Source organism: Mycolicibacterium sphagni (assembly GCF_002250655.1).
Classification (GTDB): Bacteria; Actinomycetota; Actinomycetes; order Mycobacteriales; family Mycobacteriaceae; genus Mycobacterium; species Mycobacterium sphagni.
In genome coordinates, this window is record NZ_NOZR01000025.1 from 55,591 (window position 1) to 81,008 (window position 25,418).

27 protein-coding genes are annotated in these 25,418 nt (G+C 65.6%); 12 read left to right on the forward strand and 15 right to left on the reverse strand.

The window, feature by feature from the left end; all coding sequences use genetic code 11:
* Position 1 precedes the first annotated feature (1 nt).
* A complete protein-coding gene (locus CG716_RS23900; protein WP_094483613.1) occupies positions 2-1,246 on the reverse strand; it encodes an acyl-CoA dehydrogenase family protein in 1,245 nt (414 codons plus the stop codon).
* A gap of 18 nt (positions 1,247-1,264) precedes the next feature.
* On the reverse strand, positions 1,265-1,924 hold the full coding sequence (locus CG716_RS23905) for a TetR/AcrR family transcriptional regulator (protein ID WP_094483614.1): 660 nt from the start codon (positions 1,922-1,924) through the stop codon (positions 1,265-1,267).
* A gap of 235 nt (positions 1,925-2,159) precedes the next feature.
* On the opposite strand from CG716_RS23905, the gene CG716_RS23910 reads away from it, so the two are divergent.
* Positions 2,160-3,044 (forward strand): cyclopropane mycolic acid synthase family methyltransferase, encoded by an 885-nt coding sequence (locus CG716_RS23910; RefSeq protein ID WP_165774282.1) that lies wholly within the window; start codon positions 2,160-2,162, stop codon positions 3,042-3,044.
* Position 3,045: 1 nt separating this feature from the next.
* Here the strand turns inward: CG716_RS23910 and CG716_RS23915 are convergent, their stop codons facing one another.
* The 5 genes from CG716_RS23915 to CG716_RS23935 are packed head-to-tail and all read right to left on the reverse strand — an operon-like array spanning position 3,046 to position 7,866.
* The gene (locus CG716_RS23915; RefSeq protein WP_094483615.1) at positions 3,046-3,411 is read right to left on the reverse strand and encodes an Hsp15 family ribosome-associated heat shock protein; all 366 of its coding nucleotides are present in this window, start codon (positions 3,409-3,411) and stop codon (positions 3,046-3,048) included.
* 19 nt (positions 3,412-3,430) lie between these two features.
* The gene (locus CG716_RS23920; RefSeq protein ID WP_094483616.1) at positions 3,431-4,336 is read right to left on the reverse strand and encodes a hydroxymethylglutaryl-CoA lyase; all 906 of its coding nucleotides are present in this window, start codon (positions 4,334-4,336) and stop codon (positions 3,431-3,433) included.
* Positions 4,333-5,535, reverse strand: a complete 1,203-nt coding sequence (locus CG716_RS23925) for a CaiB/BaiF CoA transferase family protein (RefSeq protein WP_094483655.1) — start codon at positions 5,533-5,535, stop codon at positions 4,333-4,335. The genes CG716_RS23920 and CG716_RS23925 overlap by 4 nt, the downstream gene beginning before the upstream one ends.
* A 22-nt stretch (positions 5,536-5,557) precedes the next feature.
* On the reverse strand, positions 5,558-6,751 hold the full coding sequence (locus tag CG716_RS23930; RefSeq protein WP_094483617.1) for an alpha/beta hydrolase family protein: 1,194 nt from the start codon (positions 6,749-6,751) through the stop codon (positions 5,558-5,560).
* Positions 6,751-7,866, reverse strand: a complete 1,116-nt coding sequence (locus CG716_RS23935) for a homogentisate 1,2-dioxygenase (RefSeq protein ID WP_094483618.1) — start codon at positions 7,864-7,866, stop codon at positions 6,751-6,753. Before CG716_RS23935 ends, CG716_RS23930 begins: the two co-directional genes overlap by 1 nt.
* Before the next feature lie 190 nt (positions 7,867-8,056).
* Here CG716_RS23935 and CG716_RS23940 point away from each other — a divergent pair, with 190 nt between their 5' ends.
* Positions 8,057-9,049: an esterase family protein gene (locus tag CG716_RS23940; protein ID WP_165774283.1), complete on the forward strand. Its 993-nt coding sequence runs from the start codon at positions 8,057-8,059 to the stop codon at positions 9,047-9,049.
* A gap of 60 nt (positions 9,050-9,109) precedes the next feature.
* On the opposite strand, the gene CG716_RS23945 is transcribed toward CG716_RS23940, so the two are convergent.
* A complete protein-coding gene (locus tag CG716_RS23945; RefSeq protein ID WP_094483619.1) occupies positions 9,110-10,108 on the reverse strand; it encodes an oxidoreductase in 999 nt (332 codons plus the stop codon).
* A gap of 100 nt (positions 10,109-10,208) precedes the next feature.
* Between CG716_RS23945 and CG716_RS23950 the strand changes: the two genes are divergently transcribed.
* Positions 10,209-10,868, forward strand: a complete 660-nt coding sequence (locus CG716_RS23950; RefSeq protein WP_094483620.1) for an FMN-binding negative transcriptional regulator — start codon at positions 10,209-10,211, stop codon at positions 10,866-10,868.
* A gap of 5 nt (positions 10,869-10,873) precedes the next feature.
* Here the strand turns inward: CG716_RS23950 and CG716_RS23955 are convergent, their stop codons facing one another.
* Positions 10,874-11,206 carry a MarR family winged helix-turn-helix transcriptional regulator gene (locus CG716_RS23955; RefSeq protein ID WP_234818000.1) on the reverse strand — a complete coding sequence of 111 codons (333 nt, stop codon included), beginning with the start codon at positions 11,204-11,206 and terminating at the stop codon, positions 10,874-10,876.
* Between the two features lie 213 nt (positions 11,207-11,419).
* Here CG716_RS23955 and CG716_RS23960 point away from each other — a divergent pair, with 213 nt between their 5' ends.
* A complete protein-coding gene (locus tag CG716_RS23960; protein WP_094483622.1) occupies positions 11,420-12,271 on the forward strand; it encodes an oxidoreductase in 852 nt (283 codons plus the stop codon).
* On the opposite strand, the gene CG716_RS23965 is transcribed toward CG716_RS23960, so the two are convergent.
* From CG716_RS23965 to hisN, 3 genes are all read right to left on the reverse strand, one after another.
* Positions 12,272-13,486, reverse strand: coding sequence for an acyl-CoA dehydrogenase family protein (locus tag CG716_RS23965; RefSeq protein ID WP_094483623.1), 1,215 nt, complete (start codon positions 13,484-13,486; stop codon positions 12,272-12,274). It lies immediately after the preceding gene.
* Between the two features lie 32 nt (positions 13,487-13,518).
* A complete protein-coding gene (locus CG716_RS23970) occupies positions 13,519-14,901 on the reverse strand; it encodes an acyl-CoA dehydrogenase family protein (RefSeq protein WP_094483624.1) in 1,383 nt (460 codons plus the stop codon).
* 153 nt (positions 14,902-15,054) lie between these two features.
* On the reverse strand, positions 15,055-15,849 hold the full coding sequence (gene hisN, locus CG716_RS23975) for a histidinol-phosphatase (protein WP_094483625.1): 795 nt from the start codon (positions 15,847-15,849) through the stop codon (positions 15,055-15,057).
* Positions 15,850-15,872: 23 nt separating this feature from the next.
* Between hisN and CG716_RS23980 the strand changes: the two genes are divergently transcribed.
* Positions 15,873-16,193, forward strand: a complete 321-nt coding sequence (locus CG716_RS23980; protein ID WP_094483626.1) for a hypothetical protein — start codon at positions 15,873-15,875, stop codon at positions 16,191-16,193.
* Between the two features lie 402 nt (positions 16,194-16,595).
* On the opposite strand, the gene CG716_RS23990 is transcribed toward CG716_RS23980, so the two are convergent.
* On the reverse strand, positions 16,596-16,889 hold the full coding sequence (locus CG716_RS23990) for a helix-turn-helix domain-containing protein (protein WP_094483628.1): 294 nt from the start codon (positions 16,887-16,889) through the stop codon (positions 16,596-16,598).
* A gap of 234 nt (positions 16,890-17,123) precedes the next feature.
* On the opposite strand from CG716_RS23990, the gene CG716_RS23995 reads away from it, so the two are divergent.
* Entirely contained in the window at positions 17,124-17,732 is a 609-nt protein-coding gene (locus CG716_RS23995) for a helix-turn-helix domain-containing protein (protein WP_207760759.1), read from the forward strand.
* A gap of 67 nt (positions 17,733-17,799) precedes the next feature.
* Here CG716_RS23995 and CG716_RS24000 read toward each other — a convergent pair whose 3' ends face one another.
* The gene (locus tag CG716_RS24000; RefSeq protein WP_094483629.1) at positions 17,800-18,348 is read right to left on the reverse strand and encodes a TetR/AcrR family transcriptional regulator; all 549 of its coding nucleotides are present in this window, start codon (positions 18,346-18,348) and stop codon (positions 17,800-17,802) included.
* Positions 18,349-18,438: 90 nt separating this feature from the next.
* On the opposite strand from CG716_RS24000, the gene CG716_RS24005 reads away from it, so the two are divergent.
* Positions 18,439-19,656 carry an MFS transporter gene (locus CG716_RS24005; protein WP_094483630.1) on the forward strand — a complete coding sequence of 406 codons (1,218 nt, stop codon included), beginning with the start codon at positions 18,439-18,441 and terminating at the stop codon, positions 19,654-19,656.
* A gap of 3 nt (positions 19,657-19,659) precedes the next feature.
* Here the strand turns inward: CG716_RS24005 and CG716_RS24010 are convergent, their stop codons facing one another.
* The gene (locus CG716_RS24010) at positions 19,660-21,027 is read right to left on the reverse strand and encodes an FAD-dependent oxidoreductase (protein ID WP_094483631.1); all 1,368 of its coding nucleotides are present in this window, start codon (positions 21,025-21,027) and stop codon (positions 19,660-19,662) included.
* Between the two features lie 195 nt (positions 21,028-21,222).
* On the opposite strand from CG716_RS24010, the gene prfB reads away from it, so the two are divergent.
* The 5 genes from prfB to ftsX are packed head-to-tail and all read left to right on the forward strand — an operon-like array spanning position 21,223 to position 25,416.
* Positions 21,223-22,341 (forward strand): peptide chain release factor 2, encoded by a 1,119-nt coding sequence (gene prfB / locus CG716_RS24015; protein WP_094483632.1) that lies wholly within the window; start codon positions 21,223-21,225, stop codon positions 22,339-22,341.
* On the forward strand, positions 22,328-23,326 hold the full coding sequence (locus tag CG716_RS24020) for a mechanosensitive ion channel family protein (RefSeq protein WP_094483633.1): 999 nt from the start codon (positions 22,328-22,330) through the stop codon (positions 23,324-23,326). Before prfB ends, CG716_RS24020 begins: the two co-directional genes overlap by 14 nt.
* A gap of 2 nt (positions 23,327-23,328) precedes the next feature.
* Positions 23,329-23,802, forward strand: coding sequence for an Rv3103c family proline-rich protein (locus CG716_RS30890; protein ID WP_275988687.1), 474 nt, complete (start codon positions 23,329-23,331; stop codon positions 23,800-23,802).
* Positions 23,803-23,832: 30 nt separating this feature from the next.
* Entirely contained in the window at positions 23,833-24,522 is a 690-nt protein-coding gene (gene ftsE / locus CG716_RS24030; protein ID WP_094483657.1) for a cell division ATP-binding protein FtsE, read from the forward strand.
* A complete protein-coding gene (gene ftsX, locus CG716_RS24035) occupies positions 24,523-25,416 on the forward strand; it encodes a permease-like cell division protein FtsX (RefSeq protein ID WP_094483635.1) in 894 nt (297 codons plus the stop codon). It begins immediately after the preceding gene.
* The last annotated feature ends 2 nt before the right edge of the window (positions 25,417-25,418 follow it).

Here is a 25,418-nt window from a genome sequence, read left to right on the forward strand (position 1 = left end):
GTCAGCGGGCCGGCTTGCCGAACTTGAACATCCGCTGGGCCACCCGGCGCATCTGAATCTCTTCGGCGCCCTCGGTGATCCGGTAGCGGCGGTGATGGCGATAGATGTGCTCGAAGGGCTCGTGGCGGCTGTAGCCGATGCCGCCGTGCACCTGCATGGCCCGGTCGGCGGCCTCACACACCAGCCGATTGGCGCGGTAGTTCGCCATCGACACCTTGTCGGACACTTCCAGGTGATGGTTGCGGTCGAGCTCCCAGGCGGCGTAGCGGACCAGCAGCCGCACCATCTGCGCTTCGGTCTGCAGCTCCACCAGCGGCCACTGCACCGCTTGATTGGTCGACAGCGGCTTTCCGAAGGTCACCCGTTTACCGGCATACTCCACGGCGCGATCGATGCAGTGCTGGGCGGCACCCAGGCTGCTCGCGGCCTGACGAATCCTGTTCTCGTGCAGGAACGTCTGCGCCACCTCAAGTCCGTGGTCCAGCTCGCCGAGGACTGCATCGGCGGGCACCCGCACGTCGCGCAGCTCGACTTCGCCGTGATCGGTGGGCATGTTGAAGGTCCACCAGTAGAAGGGCACCTCAAAACCGTCTGCGTCACAAGGAACCAGGAAGGCCGTGATGCCCCGGGCCTGGCCGGGCTCACCCGAGGTGCGGGCGAACACCAGATCGTGGGTGGCCCGGTGTACACCGGTGTTCCAGCGCTTGGCCCCGTTGATCACCCAGCTGCCGCCATCGCGCTCAGCGCGCGTCTCCAGCCACGTGGCGTCCGAGCCGTGGTCAGGTTCGGTGAGGCCGAACGCCATCGACCGTGTGCCGGTCAGCATTGCCTCGATCCATTCGCTCTTCTGTTCATCGGTGCCGAATCGGTCCATCATGATGACCTGGGGGAAATTGCCGACGATCGATGACTCGTCCTGAAGGTCGTTGTGCAGCCCGAGTCCCTTGTGCGCCAAATGTTCCCGAATGACCGCCATGTCCAGATTGGTGCCGTCGCGGCCGCCGAACTTCGAGGGGAGTCCGTAGCGCAGCCAGCCCGCCTTGTCGGCGCGACGGCGCATCTCGTCGAGCAGATCCTCCCATTCCCGTCGCGGGATGCCGCCGTTTTCCACGTCGGTGCGGGCGAATTCGCGACGCTGGTCGAAATACTGCATGTTCTCGCGTTCGAGCGGCATGATCTCGGCTTCGATGAACGCGTCCATCTCGGCCAGCAGGCCCGGAAGATGTTCGGGCAGGGTGAAATCCACGTTGATCTCCTTGCTTGGTCAGAAGCCGTAGAGCGTTTTCTTCCAGATGGTCGACAGGGTGGCGATGGCCTCGGTATCCGACAATCGCAGGCCCAGGCCGGTGCTGTCGGGACGCAGGCACACCGTGGTGAACTGTTCGAACAACAGCGCGATCGCCAGTGCGGTGTGTTCGGGCTGCAGGCCGATCGCGTAACCGTGGTCCTGGGCGCGCAGCACTGATGCCGCGACGATGTCGATGCCGAACTGGCGGAATTGATTCTGCAGGCGGGCGAAGCGGGGCTGCGTCGCGGCGAGCTGATCGACGGCGACCATGATGCCGATGCTCCGCTTGAACATCTCCCAGTAGGCGGTGACGACCGTGACGAAGAACCGGGTGTCGTCGGGGGATTCGGGCAGATGCAGCCGCAGGCCTGACGGCAACACGACGTCGTGCAGAAAGGAGTCCGCCAGTGCGGCCAGCAGGTCTTCTTTGTCGGTGTAGTAGCGGTAGAACACCGCGGGCGACCTGCCGGCGGCCGAGGTGATATCGACCAGGGTGGTGCCGTGAAAACCCCGCTCGGCGAACATTTTCCGAGCCGCGTCTTCGATGGCCTGCCGGGTCTGACGACCCTTGGAGCTCAGTGCCCGGGCGCCGTCGCTGGCCCCGTCCGCTTTGTACGAACGGCTGGACGGCTCCATGGTTGGCCCCCGTGCTCGCCGGTGAAAAAACTAAAGCTGACGTTACTTTTTGTTCCGGTGGATGGCAAGAGCGCCATGCGCTCTGAGATTTCGTTTTCACCTGCCTCAACAACCCCGTCGTCGCTGTTCCTGGCAACGATCCTCAACAAGGTGGGTACACTTACCGAGAAGTCGGGGAGGCTCTCGAACAGTCTGGAGCTGCGCTAACAGAAGCCCAACGTCAAAGGCCCTTCCCTTGTCACACGCAACCAGCAACAAATCTCCTCTGAAGCCGCACTTCGAGGACGTCCAGTCGCACTACGACCTGTCGGACGACTTCTTCCGACTCTTCCTCGACCCGACGCAGACGTACAGCTGCGCATATTTTCAGCGCGACGATGCGACCTTGCAGGAAGCGCAGTTGGCCAAGATCGACTTGTCACTGGGCAAGCTTGGCCTGCAGCCCGGAATGACGCTGCTTGACGTCGGCTGCGGATGGGGCGCCACGATGCGCCGGGCGATCGAGAAGTACGACGTCAACGTCATCGGGCTGACTCTGAGCCACAACCAGCAGGCGCATGTCGAGCGGGCGTTCGCCGAGATGGACACGCAGCGCACCCGCCGCGTGCTGCTGCAGGGCTGGGAGCAGTTCGACGAACCGGTAGACCGCATCGTGTCGATCGGAGCCTTCGAACATTTCGGGGCAGATCGCTACGAGGCGTTCTTCGAGTTCGCCTACGACGCATTGCCCGCCGACGGCGTGATGCTGCTGCACACCATTGTGCAGATTCGGCGCGCCGAGATGGAGGCGCTCGGGCTGCCGATCACGATGAGCCTCCTGAAGTTCTTCAAGTTCCTCTCAGTGGAGATCTTTCCCGGTGGTCGTCTGCCGACGGGCGACCTGGTCGAGGAACTTGCCGGAAAGGCCGGCTTCGCAGTCGATCTCGTGCAACCACTGCAGAAGCACTACGCGAAGACCCTCGATTTCTGGGCGGCGGCACTCAAATCGCGTCGGGATGAGGCCATCGCAATCCAGTCCGAAGAGGTCTACGACCGCTACATGCGGTACCTGTCCGGCTGCGCAGACCTGTTTCGCAACGGCTACACCGATGTCCGTCAGTTCACTCTGACGAAGAAGTAGATCACCCCTGGCTCGCGCGCCACTTGTCCAGCGCCCGGCGGTCGCGTTTGGTCGGACGGCCCGCCCCGCGATCGCGGGCCGCTACCGGCACGGACAACGTCGGCGGTCGCGGCGGCGTGCGGTCCAGGTAGCAGGTCACGGCATCAGCGGCCCCGACCCGCTTCGGTATGGCCCTCAGGACCTCGACAATGCGCGTCGTGTCGCCCACCCGGACGCGTACCTCGTCTCCTGGTGAGACCGCCGTGGAGGGCTTGGCTGATCGATCGTTGACTCGGACCTGTCCGCCTCGGCACGCCGCGGCGGCGTCCGGCCGGGTCTTCGTCAGCCGGACCGCCCACAACCACCGGTCCACTCGGGTTGAGTCCATGAAACCCAGCTGACTCCGATCAGTTCAGGATCCGGTCGCCGGCCCGCAGCAGCGCGCTGGGCAGGTCGTGGCCGACCACCGATCGCGCGACGGCTGCGGCGCGGATCGCGGCCTCCAGGTCGATGTCGACGCTAATCCCGCTGTCTCGCAGCAGGTACACGAGGTCTTCGGTGGCGATGTTGCCGCTGGCGCCCGGCGCGAACGGGCAACCACCAAGCCCGCCAACCGAGGAATCCAGGCGCGTGACGCCGGCCGTTACCGCGGCGTACGCGCTGGCCAGTCCGGCGCCGCGGGTGTTGTGGAAGTGCGCGCCCAGCGGCAGGTGACCGATGCGCGGTTTCACCTCATTCATCAGTGCGGTAACCCGGCCGGGGGTCGTGGTGCCGATGGTGTCGGCGATCGCGATCCGGTCGGCGCCGGATTCGCATGCGGCATCGACGATGTCGAGCACCCGCTGCGGCGGGGTCGGGCCGTCGAAGGGGCAATCCCAGGCGGTGGCGATGATCACCTCGACAGTTACCCCGGAGTCGTGGGCGATGGCCACGATCTCGGCGATCTGCGCGGTGGCTTCTGCACTGCTGCGCCCGACGTTGGCCTGGCTGTGCGCGTCGGCTGCCGACACCACGTACTCCAGCGAACGCAGGCCGGCGGCGATCGCACGCTTGGCGCCGTTCGGACTGGCCACCAGCGCGGAGAATTCGATGTCGGGGTAGTCACCGAGGTGTGCGGCGAGCTCGGGAGCATCGGCCAGTGCGGGAACCTTCGAGGGGGAGACGAACGCCGTCGCCTCGACCTCACGGACTCCGGTGGCGGCGATGGCGGCCAGCAGTTCCAGCTTGGCCGACAGAGGAATCGGCTCTTCGATCTGTAATCCGTCGCGCAGGGCGACTTCGCGGATCGTGACGTGTTCCGGCAGCTCGCTCACAGCACCCCCTGAGATTCGAGGTCGGCGATCTGTTCGACGGGCAGGCCCAGCAGGTCGACGTAGATCTCGGCGTTGTGCTGCCCGGGGCGCGAGGAACCCGCCGACCGGATGGTTCCCGGCGACTCGGACAGCACCGGAACCACGCCCGGCCCCTTGACATTACGGCCGATCCGCTCATCCCAATGATCGGCGATCATCCCGCGCGACACCAGCTGCGGGTCGGTGAACACCTCGGCGACGGTGTTGATCGGGCCGCTGATGACTCCCGCCTCGCTGAGGGTGCCGATGATGTCGGCAGGTTCCCGAACCGACGCCCAATCTCCGATGATCTTGTCGAGCTCGTCTTGATTGCGGCCGCGGGCAACGTGATTGGCGAACCGATCGTCGTCGGCGAGTTCGGGCTGACCCATCGCCGCACACAACCGGCGGAACACGGTGTCCTGATTGGCGGCGATCACCACCCAGCTGCCGTCGGCGCTGCGGTAGATGTTGGACGGGGCGATCCCGTCCAGTCTGGTGCCCGAGGGCCCGCGCACCACGCCGCCGATGTCGTAATCGGGGATCGTCGACTCCTGCACTGCCAGGCAGGATTCGGTCAGTGCGGCGTCGACGATCTGGCCCTCCCCGGTGACGGTGCGCCGGTAGAGCGCCGCCAGCGCGCCCTGCGCCGCGAACATGCCGGCCAGGCTGTCGCCGAGCGACAGCGCCAGCCGCGGCGGCGGCCCGCCGGGGAAACCGTTCATATGGCGCAGCCCGCTGGCGGCCTCGGCCACCGACGCGTAGCCGGCCTTCTTGGCCTCCGGCCCGGTCTGCCCGTAGCCGGACACCCGCACCAGGATGATGCCCCGATTACGTTCCCGCAGAACGTCGTAACCCAGGCTCCACTTCTCCAACGTGCCGGGCCGGAAGTTCTCGACGATGATGTCGGAGCGCTCGACCAGATCGAGGAAGAGCTCGCGGCCGCGGGCTTCCCGCAAGTTGAGGGTGACGGCCTTCTTGTTGCGCGCATGCACGGTCCAGAAGAAGTGGTGGCCGTCGAGTTCGGCCTGGCCCCAGGTGCGCAGCGGGTCGGGGGCGCCTGGCGGTTCGATCTTGATCACCTCGGCTCCCATGTCGCCGAGCAGCCGGCCCGCGAACGGCCCCGAGATCAGGGTGCCGACCTCGATCACCCGAATCCCGTCGAGCGGTCCCGTGGTCACGCCGGCCACCTTTCCCGCGCCATCAGTCCGCCTTCGCGAAGTCGTGCCGCACCAGCCAGTCGGTGACGATCCCGATCGCTTGGCGCAGCGTCTCCCGTTGGTCGGGCCCGGAGTAGTAGTGATTCGCGCCCGGGATCTCGTACATCTCCTTGTCAGGATGCCCGATCGCTCCGAACAGCCGCCGGGTGTGGCTGGGCGTGCAGGCGTCGTCGGCGAGATTGCCGATCACCAGCGCGGGTACCGCGATGTCCGGGCCGGCCTTCACGGCGTCACCGTTGGCGTCGTCATAGCTCCACTGTGACAGCCAGCTGCGCAGGGTGCAGAACCGCGCCAGCCCGACCGGGCTCATGTTGACCACCTCGGGATCGCCCAGATAACACGTACCCGGAGCGCGGTCGTTGGGGTCGACGGTCGGGTCGAGCCACCGCGGGTCGGCCATCGTGCCGTGCACGACGAAACCGAACTCTTCGAATTCCGCGCCGGGACGTCCGCTTGCTTTTATTTCGGCCAATTTTTCTTTGACCCACTTGGTGATTCGCCGGTTACGTGCGATCTGTGCGTCGTGATAGCGCGCCAAGAACTCCGGGGTATAGGGCGGCTGGTTGGGATTGTCCTTGTTGTAGAGGTCCAGTTCGGGATCCCGTTTGGACGGGTCGTTCTCGTCCAGGATCGAGGCGTCCATCCACTCGGTCATGGTGCCGTGCCTGCTGATGTGTGCGGCCAGCAGCATGATGCCGTCGGCCGGGATCAGGCCGAGTTTGGTCAGATCCGGGCCGTCTCCCGACGGGCTGGCCGTGACCGTCGGGTTCTGGGCCTGCTGCTGATAGAACACCGACAGCGAGCCGCCGCCGCTCCAGCCGGCCAGCACGACCTTGGAGTAGCCCAACCGGTTCTTGGCGTCCTTGATGCATTCGCCGAGATCCTCGACCACCTTTTCCATCAGCAGCGCCGAGTCGGTGCCGCGGAACCGGCTGTTGCAGTAGATGACGTGATGGCCGGCCCGCGCCAGGGCGTTGATCATCGGCAGGTAGGCGCCGCCGCCGATTGGGTGCATGAACACCAGCACGGTATCGGACGGGGTCGTCGGCTTGAGCAGGTAGCTCTCGAGCACCACCAGCTCCGCGACGCCGCCGTAAACATCGCGGACAGCCGAATTATTTTGGTAGGCAACCAGATACGGGATCCGCTCGTAGGCGCGCTTGACCGGAGTGGACATCAGTGTTGCCCCAGATCGTTGGCCAGGACTTCCGGTGATGGAACCAGTCGCTTGCGGGTGTCGATGGCGATGACTTTCCAATCCACTCTGGTGAAGTCGTCGAATTTTCGCCTGGCTCGTTCGCGGGCCTTCTCCGGGGCGCCGTGGTGCACCCCCTGCGGCGCGTGGCTGATCAGGCCCGGCGGCATCGGGATGCCGTAGAGCGAGCCACCGTGAAAGAACGCGATCTCGTCGAAGTCGACGTTGCGGTGATACCAGGGGGTGCGCTCGGTGCCGGGCACGGATTCGGCGGGCTTGGGCAGGAAGTTGCACACGTAGACGCCCGTCGCCTCCATGAACAGGTGAACCATCGGCGGCAAGTGCACGCTGTCGGAGGTGATCACGTTGTAGTCGTCGAGGTTGAAGGTGAAGGCGTAGTTGTCGCCGCGCCAGCCCTCGACGTCGATCGGATTGTGCGGATAGATCAGCGTCGTCGTCTCGAGGCCGTCGATCGGCCGGTGGTACAGCCGCACCTCATACTCACCGTTGCTGTGCGGACCGTCGCCGTCGGCGATGGGCTCGGGATCGGGGACGACGGCCTGCGACGGGTCGAACGGCCAGTGCCTGCCGAGCGGCCCGGCCGGAGGCACCCGGAACTCGTCGGTGGCCTCGATGATGAGCCAGGTGCTTTCCGATTCGGGAAGTTGGCGCCAGGTGCAGGCCTTCGGCACGTAGATCCAGTCGCCGGCGCGGTAGGAGAGTGGGCCGAACTCGCTCTCCAGGCGGCCGGCGCCCTGGTGGACGAAGCAGAGCAGATCGCCGTCGACATAGCGGACATAGAACGGCATAGCCGCCTCCCGCCTGCTCAGCGAGATGCGGCAGTCGGAGTTCGAGAACAGAAGCAGGGGAGCGCCGGCGGGATCGGTGAGATCGCCCGGTTTGAGCTCACTGGAGAGCACATCGATCGGTCGCAACGGCCCGCTGGCGCGAAATGTGGTGGGATCGTTGCGCCGATAGATATTGGCAGTACGGCCGGTGAATCCACCGCGGCCCAATTCGTCGTCCTTGAGACCGTCGAGGTCCGCGTGCAGCCGCCGTGGGGTCGTGCCTTTGCGCAGGTGGGTGAAGGATTCCATGAATTCTCCCGAGTTCGGCGTCGAGGTACGGGCGGGCAGAAAACTAAAAGTGACATTAGTTTTTGTTTAGCCTGCTGACAAGGGGGGAACCTCCTGCGGGTAACGTGGCGGACTTTCACAGGTTCAAGACGACATGTTTTACTCAAGTCTGAAATCCGAGTACCGGGGTCTAAGAAAGCTGGGTGGGTTTGTGAAGTCCTTGTTTGACAAGGTGCGCGGATGGCCGCGCCGATTCGCGGTCGCGGCCATCGTGACGGCGGCTCTGCCGGGCCTGATCGGCCTGGTCGGCGGATCCGCAACTGCGGGCGCGTTCTCGCGCCCCGGCCTGCCCGTGGAGTATCTGATGGTCCCGTCCCCGTCGATGGGGCATGACATCAAGGTCCAGTTCCAGAGCGGTGGCCCGAACTCTCCGGCTGTCTACCTCCTCGACGGCCTTCGCGCCCAGGATGACTTCAACGGCTGGGACATCAACACCCAGGCGTTCGAGTGGTACTACCAGTCCGGTCTCTCGATCGTGATGCCGGTCGGTGGTCAGTCCAGCTTCTACGCGGACTGGTACTCGCCGGCCTGCGGTAAGACCGGTTGCCAGACCTACAAGTGGGAGACCTTCCTGACGCAGGAGCTGCCGTCGTGGCTGGCCGCCAACCGTCAGGTCAAGTCCACCGGCAACGCAGCCGTGGGCCTCTCGATGGCCGGCTCGGCATCGCTGATCCTCTCGGTCTACCACCCCGAGCAGTTCGTCTACGCGGCGTCGCTGTCGGGCTTCCTGAACCCCTCCGAGGGCTCGTGGCCGTTCCTGATCAATATCTCCATGGGTGACGCGGGTGGCTTCAAGGCCAACGACATGTGGGGCCCGACGCAGGACCCGAACAGCGGCTGGATCCGTAACGACCCGATGGTGCAGATCCCCAAGATCGTCGCCAACGGCACCCGCATCTGGATCTACTGCGGTAACGGCACTCCCAACGAACTGGGCCACGGTGACCTGCCGGCCACCTTCCTGGAGGGCCTGACCATTCGCACCAACATCACCTTCCGCGACAACTACCTCGCGGCGGGCGGAAAGAACGGTGTGTTCAACTTCCCGGACAACGGCACCCACGACTGGGCCTACTGGGGTCGCGAGCTTCAGGCGATGAAGCCCGACCTGCAGAAGACCCTGGGCGCGGTTCCGCAGTCCTAACAGGTCAACGAAAAGCGGGCCGCCGGTCTAGTACCGGCGGCCCGCTTCGTTGTCTGGGGGTCAGAACCCGCCCGCGACCCGCACCACCGCGCGGCCGGAGTACTTCCCGGCCCGCACCAGGTCGATGACTGTGACGACATCCTTGACGTCGACCTCATGGGTGACGTCGCCGAGATGGCGTGGCTTCAGATCGCCGCCTAGGCGCTCCCACAGCGCGCGGCGCGGATCGATCGGCAGCTGCACCGAGTCGATGCCCAGCAGGGACACACCGCGCAAGATGAACGGCATGACGGTGGTGTTGAGGCCAGGGCCTCCGGTCAGCCCGCTGGCCGCCACGGCACCGCCGTACTTCAGCGTGCTGATGACATCGGCCAGGGTGGCCCCGCCGACGCAATCGACCGCACCGGCCCAGCGCGTCCTGCCCAGCGGGCGCGGTTTGGCGTCGGGGTCCTCGGGCAGGCGACCGATGACCTCGGCGGCCCCGAGTGCCTTGAGATGTTCCCGGGCTTCGGCCTTGCCGGTGGACGCGACCACTTCGTAGCCGGCGGCCGCGAGGATGTCCACGCTGACCGAGCCGACGCCGCCCGTCGCGCCGGTCACCACGATAGGCCCATCCGCCGGCGCGATGCCGTGCGCGATCAACGCTTCGACGCTCATCGCGGCGGTGAAGCCGGCGGTTCCGATTGCGGCGCCTTCTCGCGGTGTCAGCGAGCCCAGTGCGACGACCTGTGCGGCGGGCAACCGGACGTATTCGCTGTAGCCGCCGTGATGTCCGGTCCCGATATCGTAACCGTGCGCCAAAACCTGTTGTCCGACTGTGAATTCGGGGGACTGGGAGTCCACGACCTCACCTGCCAGGTCGATGCCGGGCACGATCGGGTACTGGCGGACCACTCCGCCGCGCGGCGTCAGCGCCAGTGCGTCCTTGTAGTTGACGCTGGAATAGGCGACCCGGATCGTGACCTCGCCCGGCGGGAGTTCGGTCGCGTCGAGAGTCTCGATCGCAGCGGTGATCTGATCGCCGTCCTGACGGGCCAGCAGTGCTGTGAAGGAATCCATAGCCAAAGACCGTAGACCTCGCTGCCGCGCTCCCTGCGCGTCACCTACTAGGCCTATAAACCCGTTGCGTGACGAGCCAAGCCCGGGAACCATCAGTGACATGCTGATCCATCCCTGGGACGCCGCGCTGGATGCCGGCGAATGGCGGGACTGGCTGGCGACCATCGATCGGTTCGGTGTCCTCGCCGTCAACAACGTGGACCCCGCTCAGGCACCGTTGGTGTTGCCCACCCACTTCACCCTTGCCGGCGAGGAACTGCTGTTCCATCTGGCGCGGCCCAATCCGGTCTGGCCGCATCTGGAAGCCGCCGTCGAAGTGCGGCTCGCGGTGACCGGTGACTATGCCTACATTCCCTCCTATTGGCGGGCCAAGGCGGGCGGCCCGGACGAGGACGGCGTGCCGACCAGTTACTACTCTTCTATCCAATTCGTCTGCCGTCCAACGATTGTCGACGAACCGCACGCTAAGGTCGATATCCTGAGGACCCAACTCGGCGACCTCCAGCCCGAGGGCGGCCACGCGGCCGTCAGCGTCGACGAAGATCCGTACGGCCGGATGCTGTCGGGGATCCGCGGTGTGCGACTGGCGATCGTGCGCGTCGAGGCCAAGTTCAAGTACGACGACGCCAATCCCGTCGAACACCGACAGCGTGTCGTCGGCTACCTCGAGGAGCGCGACCGTGGTCTGGACGGCGCGGCCGCCGTTCAGCAGCGGCGGCGCCTTTCGGTCATCGGCGACTGGCGCACAAACCGGCAGTAGAAGGCTCAGTCGGTGACTGAGTCGGCCAGGCGATGCAACATGTCGGTCATTACCAGTTGCTCCTTGCTCGACAGGATGCTGAACAGTTCCTCGGCCGCCGCGGTATAGGCGGTGGCCCACGCCTCGGCCTGGGCCCGCCCTGCCGTGGTCGTCTTCAGCAGGGTCACACGGCGATCGGAGTCATCGGGCGACCGCTCGATGAGGCCCTCGCGCACCAGCGCGTCGATCAGGGTGGAGGCGGTGCCCTGCGTGATGCCGATCGTCCGCGCCAGGTCGGTGAGTCGCACTGGGCCGCAGCGGTTGACTTCGAATAGGACCTTCGAGCGCGGGGTAGACACACCGTGGTCGCCGAGTCGCTCGTCGAGGGCTCGGACCAACGTCTTGCCGGCGCGACCGAATGCGTCGGCGAGATCGACAGCCCGCTGACGGGATTGGTTGCCATGTGCTGAGCGTGAAATCTGGCTTCACCTCCCTGGGTTGACATGGAGCCTATCGCGACAGGAAGATAGTTTGATATCGAACAATTCGGTCTCAAAGAGAATGGATGCTCCATGCAACGCTTTCCGCTCGCCGGTTACAACGTCCACCGCGTCGGATTCGGCGCCATGCAGCTTCCCGGCCCGGGCGTGTTCGGGCCGCCGCGGGATCGAGAGCAGGCACTGGCAGTGCTGCGCCGCGCTGTCGAGGCCGGTGTCGACCACATCGACACCTCACAGTTCTACGGCCCCGACGTGGCCAACGAGCTGATCCGCGAGGCACTGCACCCTTATCCCGACGACCTCGCTCTGGTCAGCAAGGTGGGCGCCCGCCGCGACGGCCAGGGAGGGTGGCTGCCGTACAACGAGCCGGATCAATTGCGTGCAGGCATCGAGGAGAACCTGCGCAGCCTGGGAGTCGACCAGCTCGCCGCGGTCAACCTGCGCGTGATGGAGTTCGAACCCGACACGCTGTTCACCGACCAGCTCGGCGCGATGATCACCGCCCGCAACGAGGGCCTCATCGCCGGGATCGGGTTGAGCAACGTCAGCCACGAGCAACTGCTGCACGCGCTTGAGCTCACCGAGATCGTCTGTGTGCAGAACCCGTTCAATCTGGTGGATCGCGCATCGCAGCCTGTGCTCGACGAGTGCATCGCCCGCGATATCGCGTTTGTGCCGTTCTTCCCACTCGGATCGGCCTTCCACGAGGTGAACCCGGTGCTGACCCATCACCTGATCGAGGGGGCGGCCAAGCGGCTCGGCTATACCCCGGCGCAGATCGCGCTGGCGTGGACGCTGGGCGTCGCCAGCAATGTCCTGCTCATCCCGGGCACGTCGTCACTGGGTCACCTGGAGGAGAACCTCGCCGTCGCCGATATCGAACTCGACGAGGAGACCCAGCGGGAGCTGACCGCCGTCGCCTGACTACTTCAGCTCGGTCGACGACAACCCGAGCAGCCGGCGAGCCACCACCAGCTGCTGAATCTGCTGGGTGCCTTCAAAAATGTCGAGGATCTTCGAGTCGCGCGCCCACTTCTCCAGCAGTGTCTGCTCGGAATAGCCTGCCGTCCCGGCCAATTCGACAGCCTTGAGGGTGATGTCGCTGGCGACTCGGGCGGCCTTGGCCTTACCCATCGAGGCTTCCTTGGAGTTCGGGATCGCGTTGTCGGCCTGCCACGCCGAGCGCACGGTCAGCAGGTAGCCCGCCTCCCAATCCGCTTCCATGCGAAGGAATTCCGCGGCCGCGGCACTCTGGGCATGGGCAGGCTTGTCGTAGGAGATCTCGACACCCGCCTCGGTCAGGATCGTCCGAAGCTCCTCCAGCGCGGCTCGGGCGACGCCGACGGCCATCGCCGCCACGATCGGACGGGTGTTGTCGAAGGTCTCCATCACCCCGGCAAAGCCCTTCTCCACGTGGATCTCCGGGTCGCCGAGCAGGTTTTCCGTGGGGATGCGGGCATTGTCGAAGCGGATCACCGCAGTATCAGAGGCCTTGATACCGAGCTTGTGCTCGAGACGTTCGACGGTGACGCCGGGATGCTCCCGCGGGACGATGAACGACTTGATGGCCGCGCGTCCCTTCGACTTGTCCAGTGTCGCCCACACCACGATGTGGGTGGCTCGCGATCCGGCGGTGACGAAGATCTTCTCACCGTTGATCACGTATTCGTCGCCGTCGAGCACTGCCGTTGTGGACACCGCGGCCGAGTCGGAACCGAACGACGGTTCGGTGATGGCCATTGCGGCCCAGACGTTCTTGCCCAACCGCTCCAGTTGCTCGTCGGTGGCCACGCCCGAGATGGCGGCGTTACCCAGACCCTGGCGGGGGACCGACAGCAATAGCGCGATGTCACCCCAGGAGATCTCCAGTGCGTTGAGCAACGCGGACATATTGCCGCCGTTGATATTTCCCTTGGGTCCATCGTCGCTGTCGCGGAAGGCCTCCGTGCCCGCAAACGAGATCGTGTTGGCCTCCGACATGCCCTCGAACAGGGTTGCCAGAGTGTCCAGCTCGACGGGGTAGGCGTGCTCGGCGACGTCGTACTTGCGCGAGATCGGCCGCAACATCTCCGCGGCACCCTGGTGGGCCTTCTCGATCACGGCTTCGAGCTTGCGCGGCATTTCCAGATTGATTGCCATGACAGTCTTTTCCGTTCGTTAGCCGGTGCCGCTTACAGGACGACAACACCCTCGGCGACGCCGATGGCCCGCAGATCGCGGTACCAGCGCTCGACCGGGTGTTCCTTGGTGTAGCCGTGACCGCCGAGTAGCTGCACACCGTCCAGGCCGATCTGCATGCCCTTATCGGCGCCGAGCTTCTTGGCCAGCGCTGCCTCGCGGGCGAACGGCAGACCCCGTTCGGCGCGGGCGGCGCCGCGCCAGGTGATCAACCGAAGTCCGTCGAGCTCGATGGCGATGTTGGCGCACATGAACGCCACGGCCTGGCGCCGAGCGATAGGCTCGCCGAAGGCTTCGCGTTCCTTGACGTAGGGGATCACGTAGTCGAGCACGGCATGCGACGTACCGACCGCCAGTGCGGCCCAGCCCAAGCGCGACAACGCGATTGCTTCGGAATAGTCCGCGTCGGTGGCGCCGTCCTCGCCGAGCCGCGCCGACAGCGGGACCGACACCTTGTCCAGTTCCACCCGGCCCAGCGCGGCGGCGCGGATTCCCATGCTGGGATCGGCCTTGATGGATACGCCGGGGGTGGACGCCTCGACGATGAACAGGGCCGGCCTGCCGTTGAGTTGTGCTGCAACGATGAATAATTCGGCGTCAGCAGCGGCCGGCACCAGTGACTTCACCCCGTCCAGGCGATAGCCGCTGGGTGTGCGTACCGCGGTGGTCTTCAGCGCGGTCGGGTCGAAGAGAGCGTGCGGTTCGGCGATCGCCACACAACCCTGCGGCACGTTGTCGCCCGTGAAGTCGTTGAGGTAGGTGGCTTGCTGGTCGGCGCTGCCCCAGTGTGTCAGTGCGGATGCGACACCCCCAGGCGCCAATATCGGCAGCGCCAGACCCATGTCGCCATAGGCCAGCGCCTCGGCCACCAACGCGTTGGTGACCGTGGTGCGGTGCTCGGCGATGCCGTCGAAATCCTCGGGCACGTTGATCGCGGTGATGCCTAGCTCGGCCGCCTTGGCGATCAGACCCGGGGGATAGGCCGCCGCTTCGTCGGCATCGTGTGCCGCCGGACGCAGAATCTCCTCGGCGAACTCGTCGACCGTGCTGACAATCATCTTCTGGTCGTCGTCGGGGGTGAGATCGAAATAGTCGGCGCCGCTGGGCCGCAGCCGTGTCGGTGCCTTGCCGACGCCCTGAATCTTCTTGAACTGTCGCGTCGCTGCGCCTGCGGTCGAAAACGCTTGCTTGACACCGTATTTCAGGCCGCGGTTGAGCGGATCGCGCAGGTGGTAGCGGTCCAGAAATTCCTGGCCGACCAGCGGTGTGACGACCGCCAGTGCGATATCGGTGATGGACCGCTTGTGTTTGTACTGCCCGACCGCGCTGTCGCGGGCTCGGGCGGTGGTTGTTGTGGGCGGAAGAGTGTTGGTCATTGTCAGCCTCGTCGACGGTGGGCGGTGCTGGTCAGAATCGCTTGCCCTACCTTACTCCAAAGTAAGGTAGGTGTCGGAACCCTTGATGGATCCGGGTTTTGTTGGATAGGTCACAGCCGCCGATACTGTCCCCGTCGAATTCGACGCCGGCTACTAATGCCTGGCCAGGCGCGTTAGCGTCTCGTGGTGCAGCAGGCCGTTGGTCGCGACGGCGTGCCCGCCGTGCGGGCCGGGCTGCCCGTCGAGGTTTGTGAAGGTGCCACCGGCCTCACGGACCAGAATGTCCAGAGGTGCCAGGTCCCACAGCTTGACCTCGGGCTCGGCGGTGATGTCGACGGCTCCCTCGGCGACCAGGCAGTAGTTGTAGAAATCCCCGTAGCCACGCACGCGCCACACGGCGTCGGTCAGCTCGATGAATCGCTCGCGCAGCCCGAGGTCGGCCCACCCGGACAGGCTGGAGAAAGACAGACTGGCCGACCCCAGGTCGGCGACACCGGATACTCCCAGCGTGCGTGGTGCTGCGCCGCCGGTGCTCGCGAATGCGCCCAGTCCACGCCCGGCCCACCACCGTCGGCTGAGAGCCGGGGCGCTGACTACACCGACGATGGGCACGCCGTCCTCGAGCAGCGCGATCAAACTCGCCCAGACCGGCACGCCGCGCACGAAGTTCTTGGTGCCGTCGATCGGGTCGATCACCCACTGTCTGCCCTCGAAGATGGCCGTCCCGCCGTACTCCTCGCCGACAACCGCGTCGTCGGGGCGCTTGCGAGCCAGGAACTCCCTCACGTCGGCCTCGACGGCTTCGTCGGCGTCGGTGACCGGAGTCAGGTCGGGTTTGGTGTCGACGCGCAGATCCAGTGCGCCGAACCGGTCCAGAGTGATCGCGTCAGCCCGGTCGGCCAGCTCGATCGCTACCGCGAGGTCTGCCTGTAAGTCGTGGGCGCTCATGGCAGCAGTCCTACCATGGCCGCATGTGGGAATTCGCGGTGCTATTGCTGATCGTTGGCGCGCTTGTGCTTGTGCTGGCTCCGCGCTTCATGCGCCGCGGCCCGCGCGGTGAGGTGGCGCAGGGCACGCTGCTGGTCACGGGGGTGAGCCCGCGCCCCGATGCCACCGGCCAGCAGTTCGTCACGATCAGTGGCGTCATCAATGGTCCGACGGTCAATGAGCACGTCGTGTACCAGCGGATGGCGGTCGATGTGGACAGCTGGCCGACGATGGGTCAGCTCATCCCGGTGGTGTACTCGCCGAAGAACCCGGATAACTGGTCGTTCGCGCCTACCCCCGTCTAAGCGACGCGGCGCCGGTTGAGTCGAGCTGCCTTCCACAGATCAAGCGGCCGCGACAATGGGTGGTCGACCTTCGCGGCGTGCAGATGGGCGTCGCGACGTGCCCCGCGCACCAGGACTCGGTGTTTGCCCCGCCAGCCGCACTGGCAAATCGCAAATGGCAAGCTGTAGCGGCCCCGCCAGACCGACACGGTGTTGGCTCGGGCACTGTCAGGATGCACGTAAGCCGCATCCACGGCGAACCAGGCGAATGTCACTCGCGCTCGTAAAGGGGCGTCAGTGCGAGCCGATGTTCGTATGTGCGCTGATGGAACCACCACCAGATGCGGGGTCGAAGCCGCGAGTGCTTCTTCGACTTCGGCGGGTTCCATCCCGGCTGCCGATTGCAGATGGCGCAGTCGCGAATCATGGATTCCTCCTCAAGACCTGCACCGTCATGTGTGCGTGTCCTGCCGTCAATTTCTTGTTGATGCTTCGACCCGAATGGCGGGAGCTGTTCGTGGCGAACAGCAACTCAAACGGAACGTCGAGAATCTCCGCTATGCGCTGCCCTAGCTGGACCGAACACGACTGCTTCGCTCCCGAACAAAGGCCGTGCATGAATGCCTTACTGCACCCCGCACCTCGAGCTACCTGCGCCATCGAGTAGCCACGCTGGCGTATGAGTGCCCGCAGCGTGTCACCGGACTGCAGCTGCATCGTGTGTCCTCCCGACGAGGGTCTGCGTTGTCGACTGGCTCACAGCTTACCCCAAGGATCTATCAATAATTGATGCTATATCAGGTAATGGTTGACGATCTCCCGTCGAAAGCGGCGCGGAAGTTTCTGCTGCCTGCGATAACGGTGCAAGACTGCGCCTATTGTTTGGTGAACGTCGCCTGGTGGTTGACGGTGCGTCATCAGCGGACGAGAAAACGGGGTGCGGGCGACCATATGCGGCAGTTGATCCGGATCGTCCAGACGTACATGGACGAGTACGGCGTCTCCGAGGCGGAGGTCGCCCGTCGCATCGGCGCCACGCCGCAGACGGTCAACAGCTGGCGCAACGGCGAGATGAAACAACTTCCCCGGCAGCGCTATCTGCGCGGCCTCGCCGAGGTGACGCATACCGACTACGCCACCGTCTTGGCGGCCGCCCTCGCTGACACCGGCTATCTCTCAGAGCCGATCCGCGTCGACACCAACTTCGGCGTGCTCATCGTTTCGTTGGCCGTCGACGCCGACGAGCTCGTGCCTGCCGCGGCAGAAATCGATACCGCGGTCGACACATCCGACGCCGAAGCGGTCAAGGCGACCCTCGCTGCCGTCAAGAACCTCGTCAACGAGGTGGACGTGGTGCGCGAAACGATACGTAATGCTGCCGCGCAGGTGGTCGGGGGCGATGACAGTCGGCTGCGCCAGCTCAAGCGGGAAATTCGACGGAATCGGCGCGAGCAGACTGATCTGCGGCGCGTTGACATCTCATTCGGTGCGGACCGCGGTGCTCGACCTGATGCCGACGGACCCGCGTCCGCGACCCGCGGGGCGGGTGAGCCTCAGTAGTCGCGCCAATTCCCCTGGGCCCCTTCGGGGATGCGACTGTTGCACGAGTCTGGGCGACCTCGCCGCGCTAGGCGTGCGGCGCGTCCACCTGCTGATCGATGATGCGGTCGATCACGGCCAGTAGCCCTTCATCGAGCTCGGCTCGCGGCTGGCCGCCGAGCGCACTGAACAGGGCATGGTGATACAGCCCGTCGCCGATCAGCTTGATGGTGCGTGCGACGTCGCGGTCGCCGAGGGCTTCGGTCAGCACGCTCAGCCACTGGTCGGAGATCATCTCGATGGCCGCGCGTGCCCGAGGTTCGCCGGCCTGTTGCAGCCGCGCCACCGCGACCAGTGTGCGATCCAATGGCGTGTTCGCGTAATGCGAGGTGCGGATGTAGTGCCGTGCAGGCCCGTCCGCCGCCTTGCGCATCTTGTCCACGTCATCGGCGGCCAGGGCGATCAGCCGCTCACATAGCGCCTCGGCGAGCTGTTCTTTGGACGGGAAGTGGTAGAGCAGGCCGCCCTTGGATACCCCGGCCCGTGCCGCGACCGCGTCGAGGGTGGCGTGGCGCTCGCCGTCGACGGCCAGCGCATCTGCGTAGGCATCGATGATGCGCTCGCGCGAGGTCGTCATCGGCCGAGTTTATCCGTTTCCGACTGTACCGTCCGGACGGTACAGTCGGGCGTAAGTGGAGAACGAGAACTGATTGAGGAAGTGATAACCGTGCGCGCCTACGTTGAGCTCGTTCGGGTGCCCGGGGTGATCAATGTGACCGCGTCGCAGCTGTTTGCGCGGCTGCCGCTGGGCATGCTGTCGCTGGCGATCCTGCTGCATGTGCAGGCCCTTACCGGGTCCTACGCGATAGCGGGCGCCGTCGTCGCATGCACCAGCATCGGCGAAGCGGTGGCTATGCCGATGACGGCACGCCTCCTCGGACGCATCGGGATGGCGCCGACCCTGGTGTCGGCCGCCGTGATCAACGGCGTCAGCATGCTGGCTCTGGCGTTCGTCCACGTCCCGACGACGTTCCTCATGGTGTTGGGGTTCCTTATCGGCGCGTCGGTGCCGCCGCTGCTGCCTGCGGTCCGCGCGCTGTACCCGCAGATGGTCCCGGGCGAGGGACTGCGGGTGATTTTCGCGCTCGATACCACTGCGCAGGAACTGATTTGGGTCATCGGCCCCGTGGCCGCCACGTTCCTGGCGTCCGCGATATCGACAACGATCCCGCTGCTGTTCTCGGCGGCGGTTACCGTGGTGGGCACCGTCTGGTTCCTGCTCAGTGCTCGGCAATTCCGGCCGACCATCGTCAACAGCGCCGTCGCCTTCGGAAAGGTCCTGGCCAACCACGCCGTGATTCTGGCCATGGTCGCCAGCCTCGCGCTGGTCGCGTCGTTCACGGCCCTGGAGGTCGGGGTGCTCGCGTTGTTCGGCGACCACAACCTCTCGGCCGGTGTGGCGCTCGCGGCAACGGGCCTCGGCTCGCTCCTCGGCGGCGTGTTGTTCGGCCATCGCCATCTCGGCGTGCGTGGTCTCGCGATCTCGATGGCGGTCGTCGCCGCCGGCACCGCGCTGTTCGGCTGGGTCGACGGCTATGCGCTGCAACTCGTCGCCTTGTTCGCCTCCGGGTTGGGCTTCGCTCCCGCGCTGGCCACGCTGTACGTAATGGTGTCGCATGAGATCGCCGCACACTCCGCCGCGGAGGCGTTTGGGTGGCTCAACAGCGGCGCCCTCGTCGGAGGCGCCCTGGGCACTGCGCTCGGTGGCGTGGTCGTCGACAGCTACAGCCCGTTCGCGGTCGTCATGGTCTCGGCCGCGTTGGCATTGGCCGCCGCGTGCACGCCGCTCATCGCCCGGACGGCCGGTCCGGTCAGTGGGCTGTCGCGCGAGCCCAAGCAGCAGAGGGCAGGAGCGGAGCGACCCGGGATGTCGGCGAAGGCCTGATCGCTAGGTGTGGCCGATACGCAGCAGCTCGGCCACGTTGGCGATCTTCACCCGTGGCCGGCCGTGCGGTTCGCCGGCGCCGCGCTCGTGGGCGTCGATGATCTGCCAGTGGTCGTCGGTCACGAGCAGCGGCTGCCGGTCCACCAACCAGCGGACCAGCTCGTCGGCGTAGTCGGGTCCGACCTCGGCCAGCTGCGCGCCGTCGAGGTCGGCCAACAGGGTGTCGACGGTGTCCTGGGAGTCTTTCTTATTGGTGCCGATGATTCCCGACGGGCCACGCTTGATCCACCCCACGACGTACTCCCTGGAGCTGCCCGCGATGCGCCCGCCTTCGTGCGGGATGGTGCCTGCGCCCTCGTCGAACGGCAGGCCGGGGACCGGGACGCCCTTGTAGCCGACCGCGCGCACCACCAGCTGGACGGGCAGCGCCTCGCGCTCGCCGGTGTCTTTGGCGACGACTCGGCCGCTCTCGTCGGAGACCAGTTCGTTGCGGCCCAGCACGATCTCTTCCACCCGGTCGGAGCCGTGGATCTCGATGGGGGACGACTGGAACCGGAACACGATCCGGCGATGTCCGTCGGTGTGGTCCCGCTCGGCATAGTCGCGCAGCACCTTGATGTTGGCCTTGGCGATCTTGCCCGCGGCCTCGGCGTCCTCGTCGGTGATAGTGGCCAGGTCGGCCGGATCGACCACCACGTCCACACCTTCGAGCTCGCCGATCTCTCGGAGCTCCAGCGTGGTGATCGCGGACTGCAGCGGGCCGCGGCGACCCAGGATCACCACTTCCTGCACGCCACGGTCGTGCAGCGACTGCAAGGCGTGGTCGGCGATATCGGTGTTGGCCAGCACGTCGGGATCGGTCACCAGGATGCGCGCGACGTCGATGGCGACGTTGCCATTGCCGACCACGACCGCCCGGCCGCTGGTGATGTCGGGCGCCATCTCCTCGAAGTGGGGGTGCGCGTTGTACCAGCCGACGAAGTCGACGGCGGCCACGCTGCCGGGGAGCTCCTCGCCGGGGATGCGCAGTGCCCGATCGGACTGCGCACCGACGGCGTAGACCACCGCGTCATAGCGCTCGGTGAGCTCGGCGGCGTGCACGTCCTTGCCGACGGTGATGTTGCCGAAGAAGCGGAACCGCGAATCGTTCGACGTCTTCTCGAAGGTCTTACTGATGGACTTGATTTTCGGATGGTCGGGCGCCACCCCGGACCGCACCAAACCCCAGGGGGTGGGCAGCATTTCGAGCATGTCGACGTGCACATCCGGTCCGCCGGCGGCGACCGAGGTGTCGGCGAACTTCAGCAGCGACGCCGCCGCGAAGTAACCCGAAGGTCCCGCGCCGACGATCGCGACATAGTAAGGACGCATTCTCGCGCTTTCTGTCCGGGCCCGGCCGCGCGCAAGGGGCTGTCGCGTCGCAGTCGAGGAGCGCCGCTATGGGCTGCGCGGCGCACATCCTGGTTACGGAAGTGATGTTAGACGCGCGACCGGCTGGGCCGCCCCAGAAGTCTCAGCAGCCGCCGTGGATCACAACGTGTCGCGACGCCGGTACCCTGAGAACCCGTGGACCTCGATCGTCAATCAGATATCGCCGCCCTCGACACCACCTTGACGACGGTGGAGCGAGTGCTCGACATCGACGGTCTGCGGGCCAAGATCGAGAAGCTCGAACACGAAGCCGCGGATCCCAATCTGTGGAACGACCAGAGCCACGCCCAGAGCGTCACCAGCGAGCTGTCCCATGCTCAGGGTGAGTTGCGGCGCGTCGAAGGCTTGCGGTCGCGTCTCGAGGACCTGCCGGTGCTCTACGAGATGGCAGCCGAGGAAGAAGGTGACGGCGCCGCGGACGCCCTCGCCGAAGCTGACGGGGAACTGAAGTCATTGCAGGCCGACGTCGAGGCAATGGAAGTCCGCACGCTGCTGTCCGGTGAATACGACGAGCGCGAGGCGTTGGTGACCATCCGCTCCGGCGCGGGTGGCGTGGATGCCGCCGACTGGGCCGAGATGCTGATGCGGATGTACATCCGCTGGGCCGAGCAGCACAAGTACCCCGTCGAGGTGTTCGACACCTCCTACGCCGAAGAGGCCGGCATCAAGAGCGCGACGTTCGCGGTGCACGCGCCCTACGCCTACGGCACGCTGTCGGTCGAACAGGGCACCCACCGGCTGGTGCGGATCAGCCCGTTCGACAACCAGAACCGTCGTCAGACGTCGTTCGCCGACGTCGAGGTATTGCCCGTCGTGGAGACCGCCGACCACATCGACATTCCCGAGCAGGATGTGCGCGTGGACGTCTACCGCTCCAGTGGCCCCGGCGGTCAGTCGGTCAACACCACAGACTCGGCCGTTCGGCTCACCCACATCCCCACCGGCATCGTCGTCACCTGCCAGAACGAGAAATCGCAGCTGCAGAACAAGGTTTCTGCGATGCGCGTCCTGCAGGCCAAGCTCATGGAGCGCAAACGCCAGGAAGAACGCGCCGAGATGGACGCCCTCAAGGGCGACGGCGGCAGTTCGTGGGGCAATCAGATGCGCTCCTATGTTCTGCACCCCTACCAAATGGTCAAGGATCTGCGCACCGAATACGAGGTCGGCAGTCCTGCGGCGGTACTGGATGGGGACATCGACGGATTCCTCGAGGCGGGGATCCGGTGGCGCAACCGACGCGATGACGACGACTGATTTCGTGGCCTCCGCCACGCCGACTAGTTATCTGGCGTTTCCATTCGCCGATCGCTGGCATGACTTCTGGCATGGCTCGATCGGCGAGTGGATCCTGACCAGGGGTCTGCGGATCACGCTGCTGGTTCTCGGTGGTCTGCTGGCGGCCCGGTTCATCAACTGGTCGGCACAGCGGATCTCCCGTCGCATTGACGCCGACTTCCGCGAGAGCGACGCGCTGGTCCGCTCGGAGAGCGCCAAACACCGCCAGGCCGTGGCGTCGGTCATCTCGTATGTGGCGATCGCCCTGCTGGCCGTGATGGTGGTGGTCGAAGTCACCGACGTGCTGGCCGTCCCCGTCAGCTCGCTGGTGGCGCCCGCGGCGGTTCTGGGTGCGGCCCTGGGCTTCGGCGCGCAGCGCATCGTGCAGGATCTGCTGTCCGGGTTCTTCATCATCACCGAAAAGCAGTACGGCTTCGGTGATCTGGTGTCGCTGACGGTGGCCGGTATCGCCAAGGAGGCGACCGGTACCGTCGAGGACGTCACGCTGCGGGTGACCAAGCTGCGCTCATCCGAGGGCGAGGTGCTCACCATCCCCAACGGCCAGATCGTCAAGACCCAGAACCTGTCCAAGGACTGGGCGCGGGCCGTCATCGACATTCCGGTGCCGACCACCTCGGACCTCAACCGGGTCAACGAGGTACTGCACGGGGTTTCGGAGAAGGCGATCGCCGACCCCGGGCTGAAGGACCTTCTCCTGGATGCCCCACAGCTGATGGGAGTGGAAAGCATCGAACTCGACACCGTCAACCTGCGCATGGTGGCGCGGACGCTGCCTGGTAAACAGTTCGAAGTAGGCCGCAAACTGCGCGTGCTGGTGATCGCCGCGTTGATGCGTGCCGGCATCGCCAGCCCGTCCGACGGTTCGCCGATGGTCGAGGCGATCGTGCACCCCGCGACCGCGGGTGGTGCCGAGGGGAACCAAGGCCCGGTGACGCCGAAGTGAAGTTGACGCCGACGCGTAGAGAAGGGCGCGGCTGGCCCCAGTACATCCTGTGGGGGCGCGTCCGAACGTCCACCGCCGCGCTAGTCGCGGCGTTCATCGCGGTGTGGTGGCTGTATGCGACGTACCAGCCGGTGACGCCGGTCCCGCAGGAACAGGGCACGCAGGTGGTGCCGCCGGGTTTCGTCCCCGATCCGTCCTATACCTGGGTGCCTCGCACCGAGGTCCGGGACCGCACGACGACCACGCGCACCACCACTACGACGCCAACCACCACGGAGACCACCGAGACCACCGAGAGCACGACGCCGAGCACGTCGGAGACGTCCCCGACGTCGCCCACGTCGCCGACAACCACCACATCGGCACCGCCTCCGCTGTTCCAAATTCCGGGGCTGCCGACGCCCACACCGACGCCAACGCCGTCACCGGCCCCGGGGCAGGGGCCGATGCTCACGCCTGCGGCTCCGACGCAGTAACCGGCGCTCCGGCTACACTGGCGTGCCGTGATGATCACCCTTGACCATGTCAGTAAGCAGTACAAGTCGTCGGCACGGCCAGCCCTCGACAACGTCAGCGTCAAGATCGACAAGGGTGAGTTCGTCTTCCTCATCGGACCGTCGGGGTCGGGCAAATCGACGTTCATGCGGCTGTTGCTGGCCGAGGAGACACCGACCTCCGGTGAGCTTCAGGTGTCGAAGTTCCACGTCAACAAGCTCTCGGGCCGGCACATCCCCAAATTGCGCCAGGTCATCGGCTGCGTGTTCCAGGACTTCCGGCTCTTGCAGCAGAAGAGCGTGTTCGAGAATGTGGCCTTCGCGCTGGAGGTGATCGGCAAGAAGCCCGACACCATCAACCGCGTGGTGCCCGAGGTGCTGGAGATGGTGGGCCTGTCCGGCAAGGCCAACCGGCTGCCCGCCGAGCTCTCCGGCGGTGAGCAGCAGCGGGTGGCGATCGCGCGAGCATTCGTCAACCGCCCGCTGGTGCTGCTGGCCGATGAGCCCACCGGAAACCTGGACCCGGAAACCAGCAACGACATCATGGACCTGCTCGAACGGATCAACCGGACGGGCACCACAGTTTTGATGGCCACCCACGACCACCACATCGTCGACTCCATGCGCCAGCGCGTGGTGGAACTGTCCTTGGGCAGGCTTGTCCGCGATGAGCAGCGTGGTGTCTACGGAATGGATCGTTAAGTGCGCTTCGGCTTCCTGATCAACGAAGTCTTCACCGGGCTTCGCCGCAACGTCACGATGACCGTGGCGATGATCCTCACCACGGCGATCTCCATCGGCCTGTTCGGTGGCGGTCTGCTGGTCGTGCGGTTGGCCGATCACTCCCGCGACATCTACCTCGACCGCGTCGAGACTCAGGTGTTCCTGAACAACGACGTGTCGGCCAACGACCCGACGTGTGACGCCGACGCGTGTAAGGCGTTGCGCACCAAGATCGAGAAGCGCGACGACGTGCGCTCGGTCCGGTTCTTGAACCGCGACGACGCCTACAACGATGCGATCCGCAAGTTCCCGCAATACAAGGATGTAGCGAGTAAGGATTCGTTCCCGGCGTCGTTCATCGTGAAGCTGGATAATCCCGAGCAGCACAAGGAATTCGACGCTGCGATGCAGGGCCAGCCCGGTGTGCTCAACGTGCTGAACCAGAAGGAGCTGATCGACCGGCTCTTCGCGGTGCTCGACGGGTTGTCCAACGCGGCGTTCGCGGTCGCCGTGGTGCAGGCGATCGGCGCGATCTTGTTGATCGCCAACATGGTTCAAGTGGCGGCCTACACCAGGCGAACCGAGATCGGCATCATGCGGATGGTGGGCGCCACGCGGTGGTACACCCAGCTGCCATTCCTGTTGGAGGCGGTGGTGGCCGCGACGATCGGTGTGGTGATCGCGATCGTCGGGCTGATCGTGGTGCGGGCGCTGTTCCTGGAGAAGGCGCTCAACCAGTTCTACCAAGCCAATTTGATCGCCCGGATCGACTACGCCGACATCCTCTACATATCTCCGATCATGTTCGGCGTCGGCGTGTTGATGGCCGGTGTCACCGGCTACGTCACGCTGCGCCTGTACGTGCGGAGGTAGCG

Excerpts from the sequence above, each read along its gene's own strand:
- CG716_RS24000 (WP_094483629.1), bottom strand. The coding sequence starts at position 18,348 with ATGACGACCTCGCGCGAGCGCATCATCGATGCCTACGCAGATGCGCTG.
- CG716_RS23905 (WP_094483614.1), bottom strand. The coding sequence starts at position 1,924 with ATGGAGCCGTCCAGCCGTTCGTACAAAGCGGACGGGGCCAGCGACGGC.
- CG716_RS23950 (WP_094483620.1), top strand. The coding sequence starts at position 10,209 with ATGCTGATCCATCCCTGGGACGCCGCGCTGGATGCCGGCGAATGGCGG.
- CG716_RS23970 (WP_094483624.1), bottom strand. The coding sequence starts at position 14,901 with ATGACCAACACTCTTCCGCCCACAACAACCACCGCCCGAGCCCGCGAC.
- CG716_RS24010 (WP_094483631.1), bottom strand. The coding sequence starts at position 21,027 with ATGCGTCCTTACTATGTCGCGATCGTCGGCGCGGGACCTTCGGGTTAC.
- ftsE (WP_094483657.1), top strand. The coding sequence starts at position 23,833 with ATGATCACCCTTGACCATGTCAGTAAGCAGTACAAGTCGTCGGCACGG.
- CG716_RS23965 (WP_094483623.1), bottom strand. The coding sequence starts at position 13,486 with ATGGCAATCAATCTGGAAATGCCGCGCAAGCTCGAAGCCGTGATCGAG.
- CG716_RS23990 (WP_094483628.1), bottom strand. The coding sequence starts at position 16,889 with ATGCAGCTGCAGTCCGGTGACACGCTGCGGGCACTCATACGCCAGCGT.
- CG716_RS24020 (WP_094483633.1), top strand. The coding sequence starts at position 22,328 with ATGACGACGACTGATTTCGTGGCCTCCGCCACGCCGACTAGTTATCTG.
- CG716_RS23995 (WP_207760759.1), top strand. The coding sequence starts at position 17,124 with ATGCGGCAGTTGATCCGGATCGTCCAGACGTACATGGACGAGTACGGC.
- CG716_RS23935 (WP_094483618.1), bottom strand. The coding sequence starts at position 7,866 with ATGGAATCCTTCACCCACCTGCGCAAAGGCACGACCCCACGGCGGCTG.
- CG716_RS23960 (WP_094483622.1), top strand. The coding sequence starts at position 11,420 with ATGCAACGCTTTCCGCTCGCCGGTTACAACGTCCACCGCGTCGGATTC.
- CG716_RS23930 (WP_094483617.1), bottom strand. The coding sequence starts at position 6,751 with ATGTCCACTCCGGTCAAGCGCGCCTACGAGCGGATCCCGTATCTGGTT.
- CG716_RS23980 (WP_094483626.1), top strand. The coding sequence starts at position 15,873 with ATGTGGGAATTCGCGGTGCTATTGCTGATCGTTGGCGCGCTTGTGCTT.
- CG716_RS23945 (WP_094483619.1), bottom strand. The coding sequence starts at position 10,108 with ATGGATTCCTTCACAGCACTGCTGGCCCGTCAGGACGGCGATCAGATC.
- hisN (WP_094483625.1), bottom strand. The coding sequence starts at position 15,849 with ATGAGCGCCCACGACTTACAGGCAGACCTCGCGGTAGCGATCGAGCTG.
- CG716_RS23915 (WP_094483615.1), bottom strand. The coding sequence starts at position 3,411 with ATGGACTCAACCCGAGTGGACCGGTGGTTGTGGGCGGTCCGGCTGACG.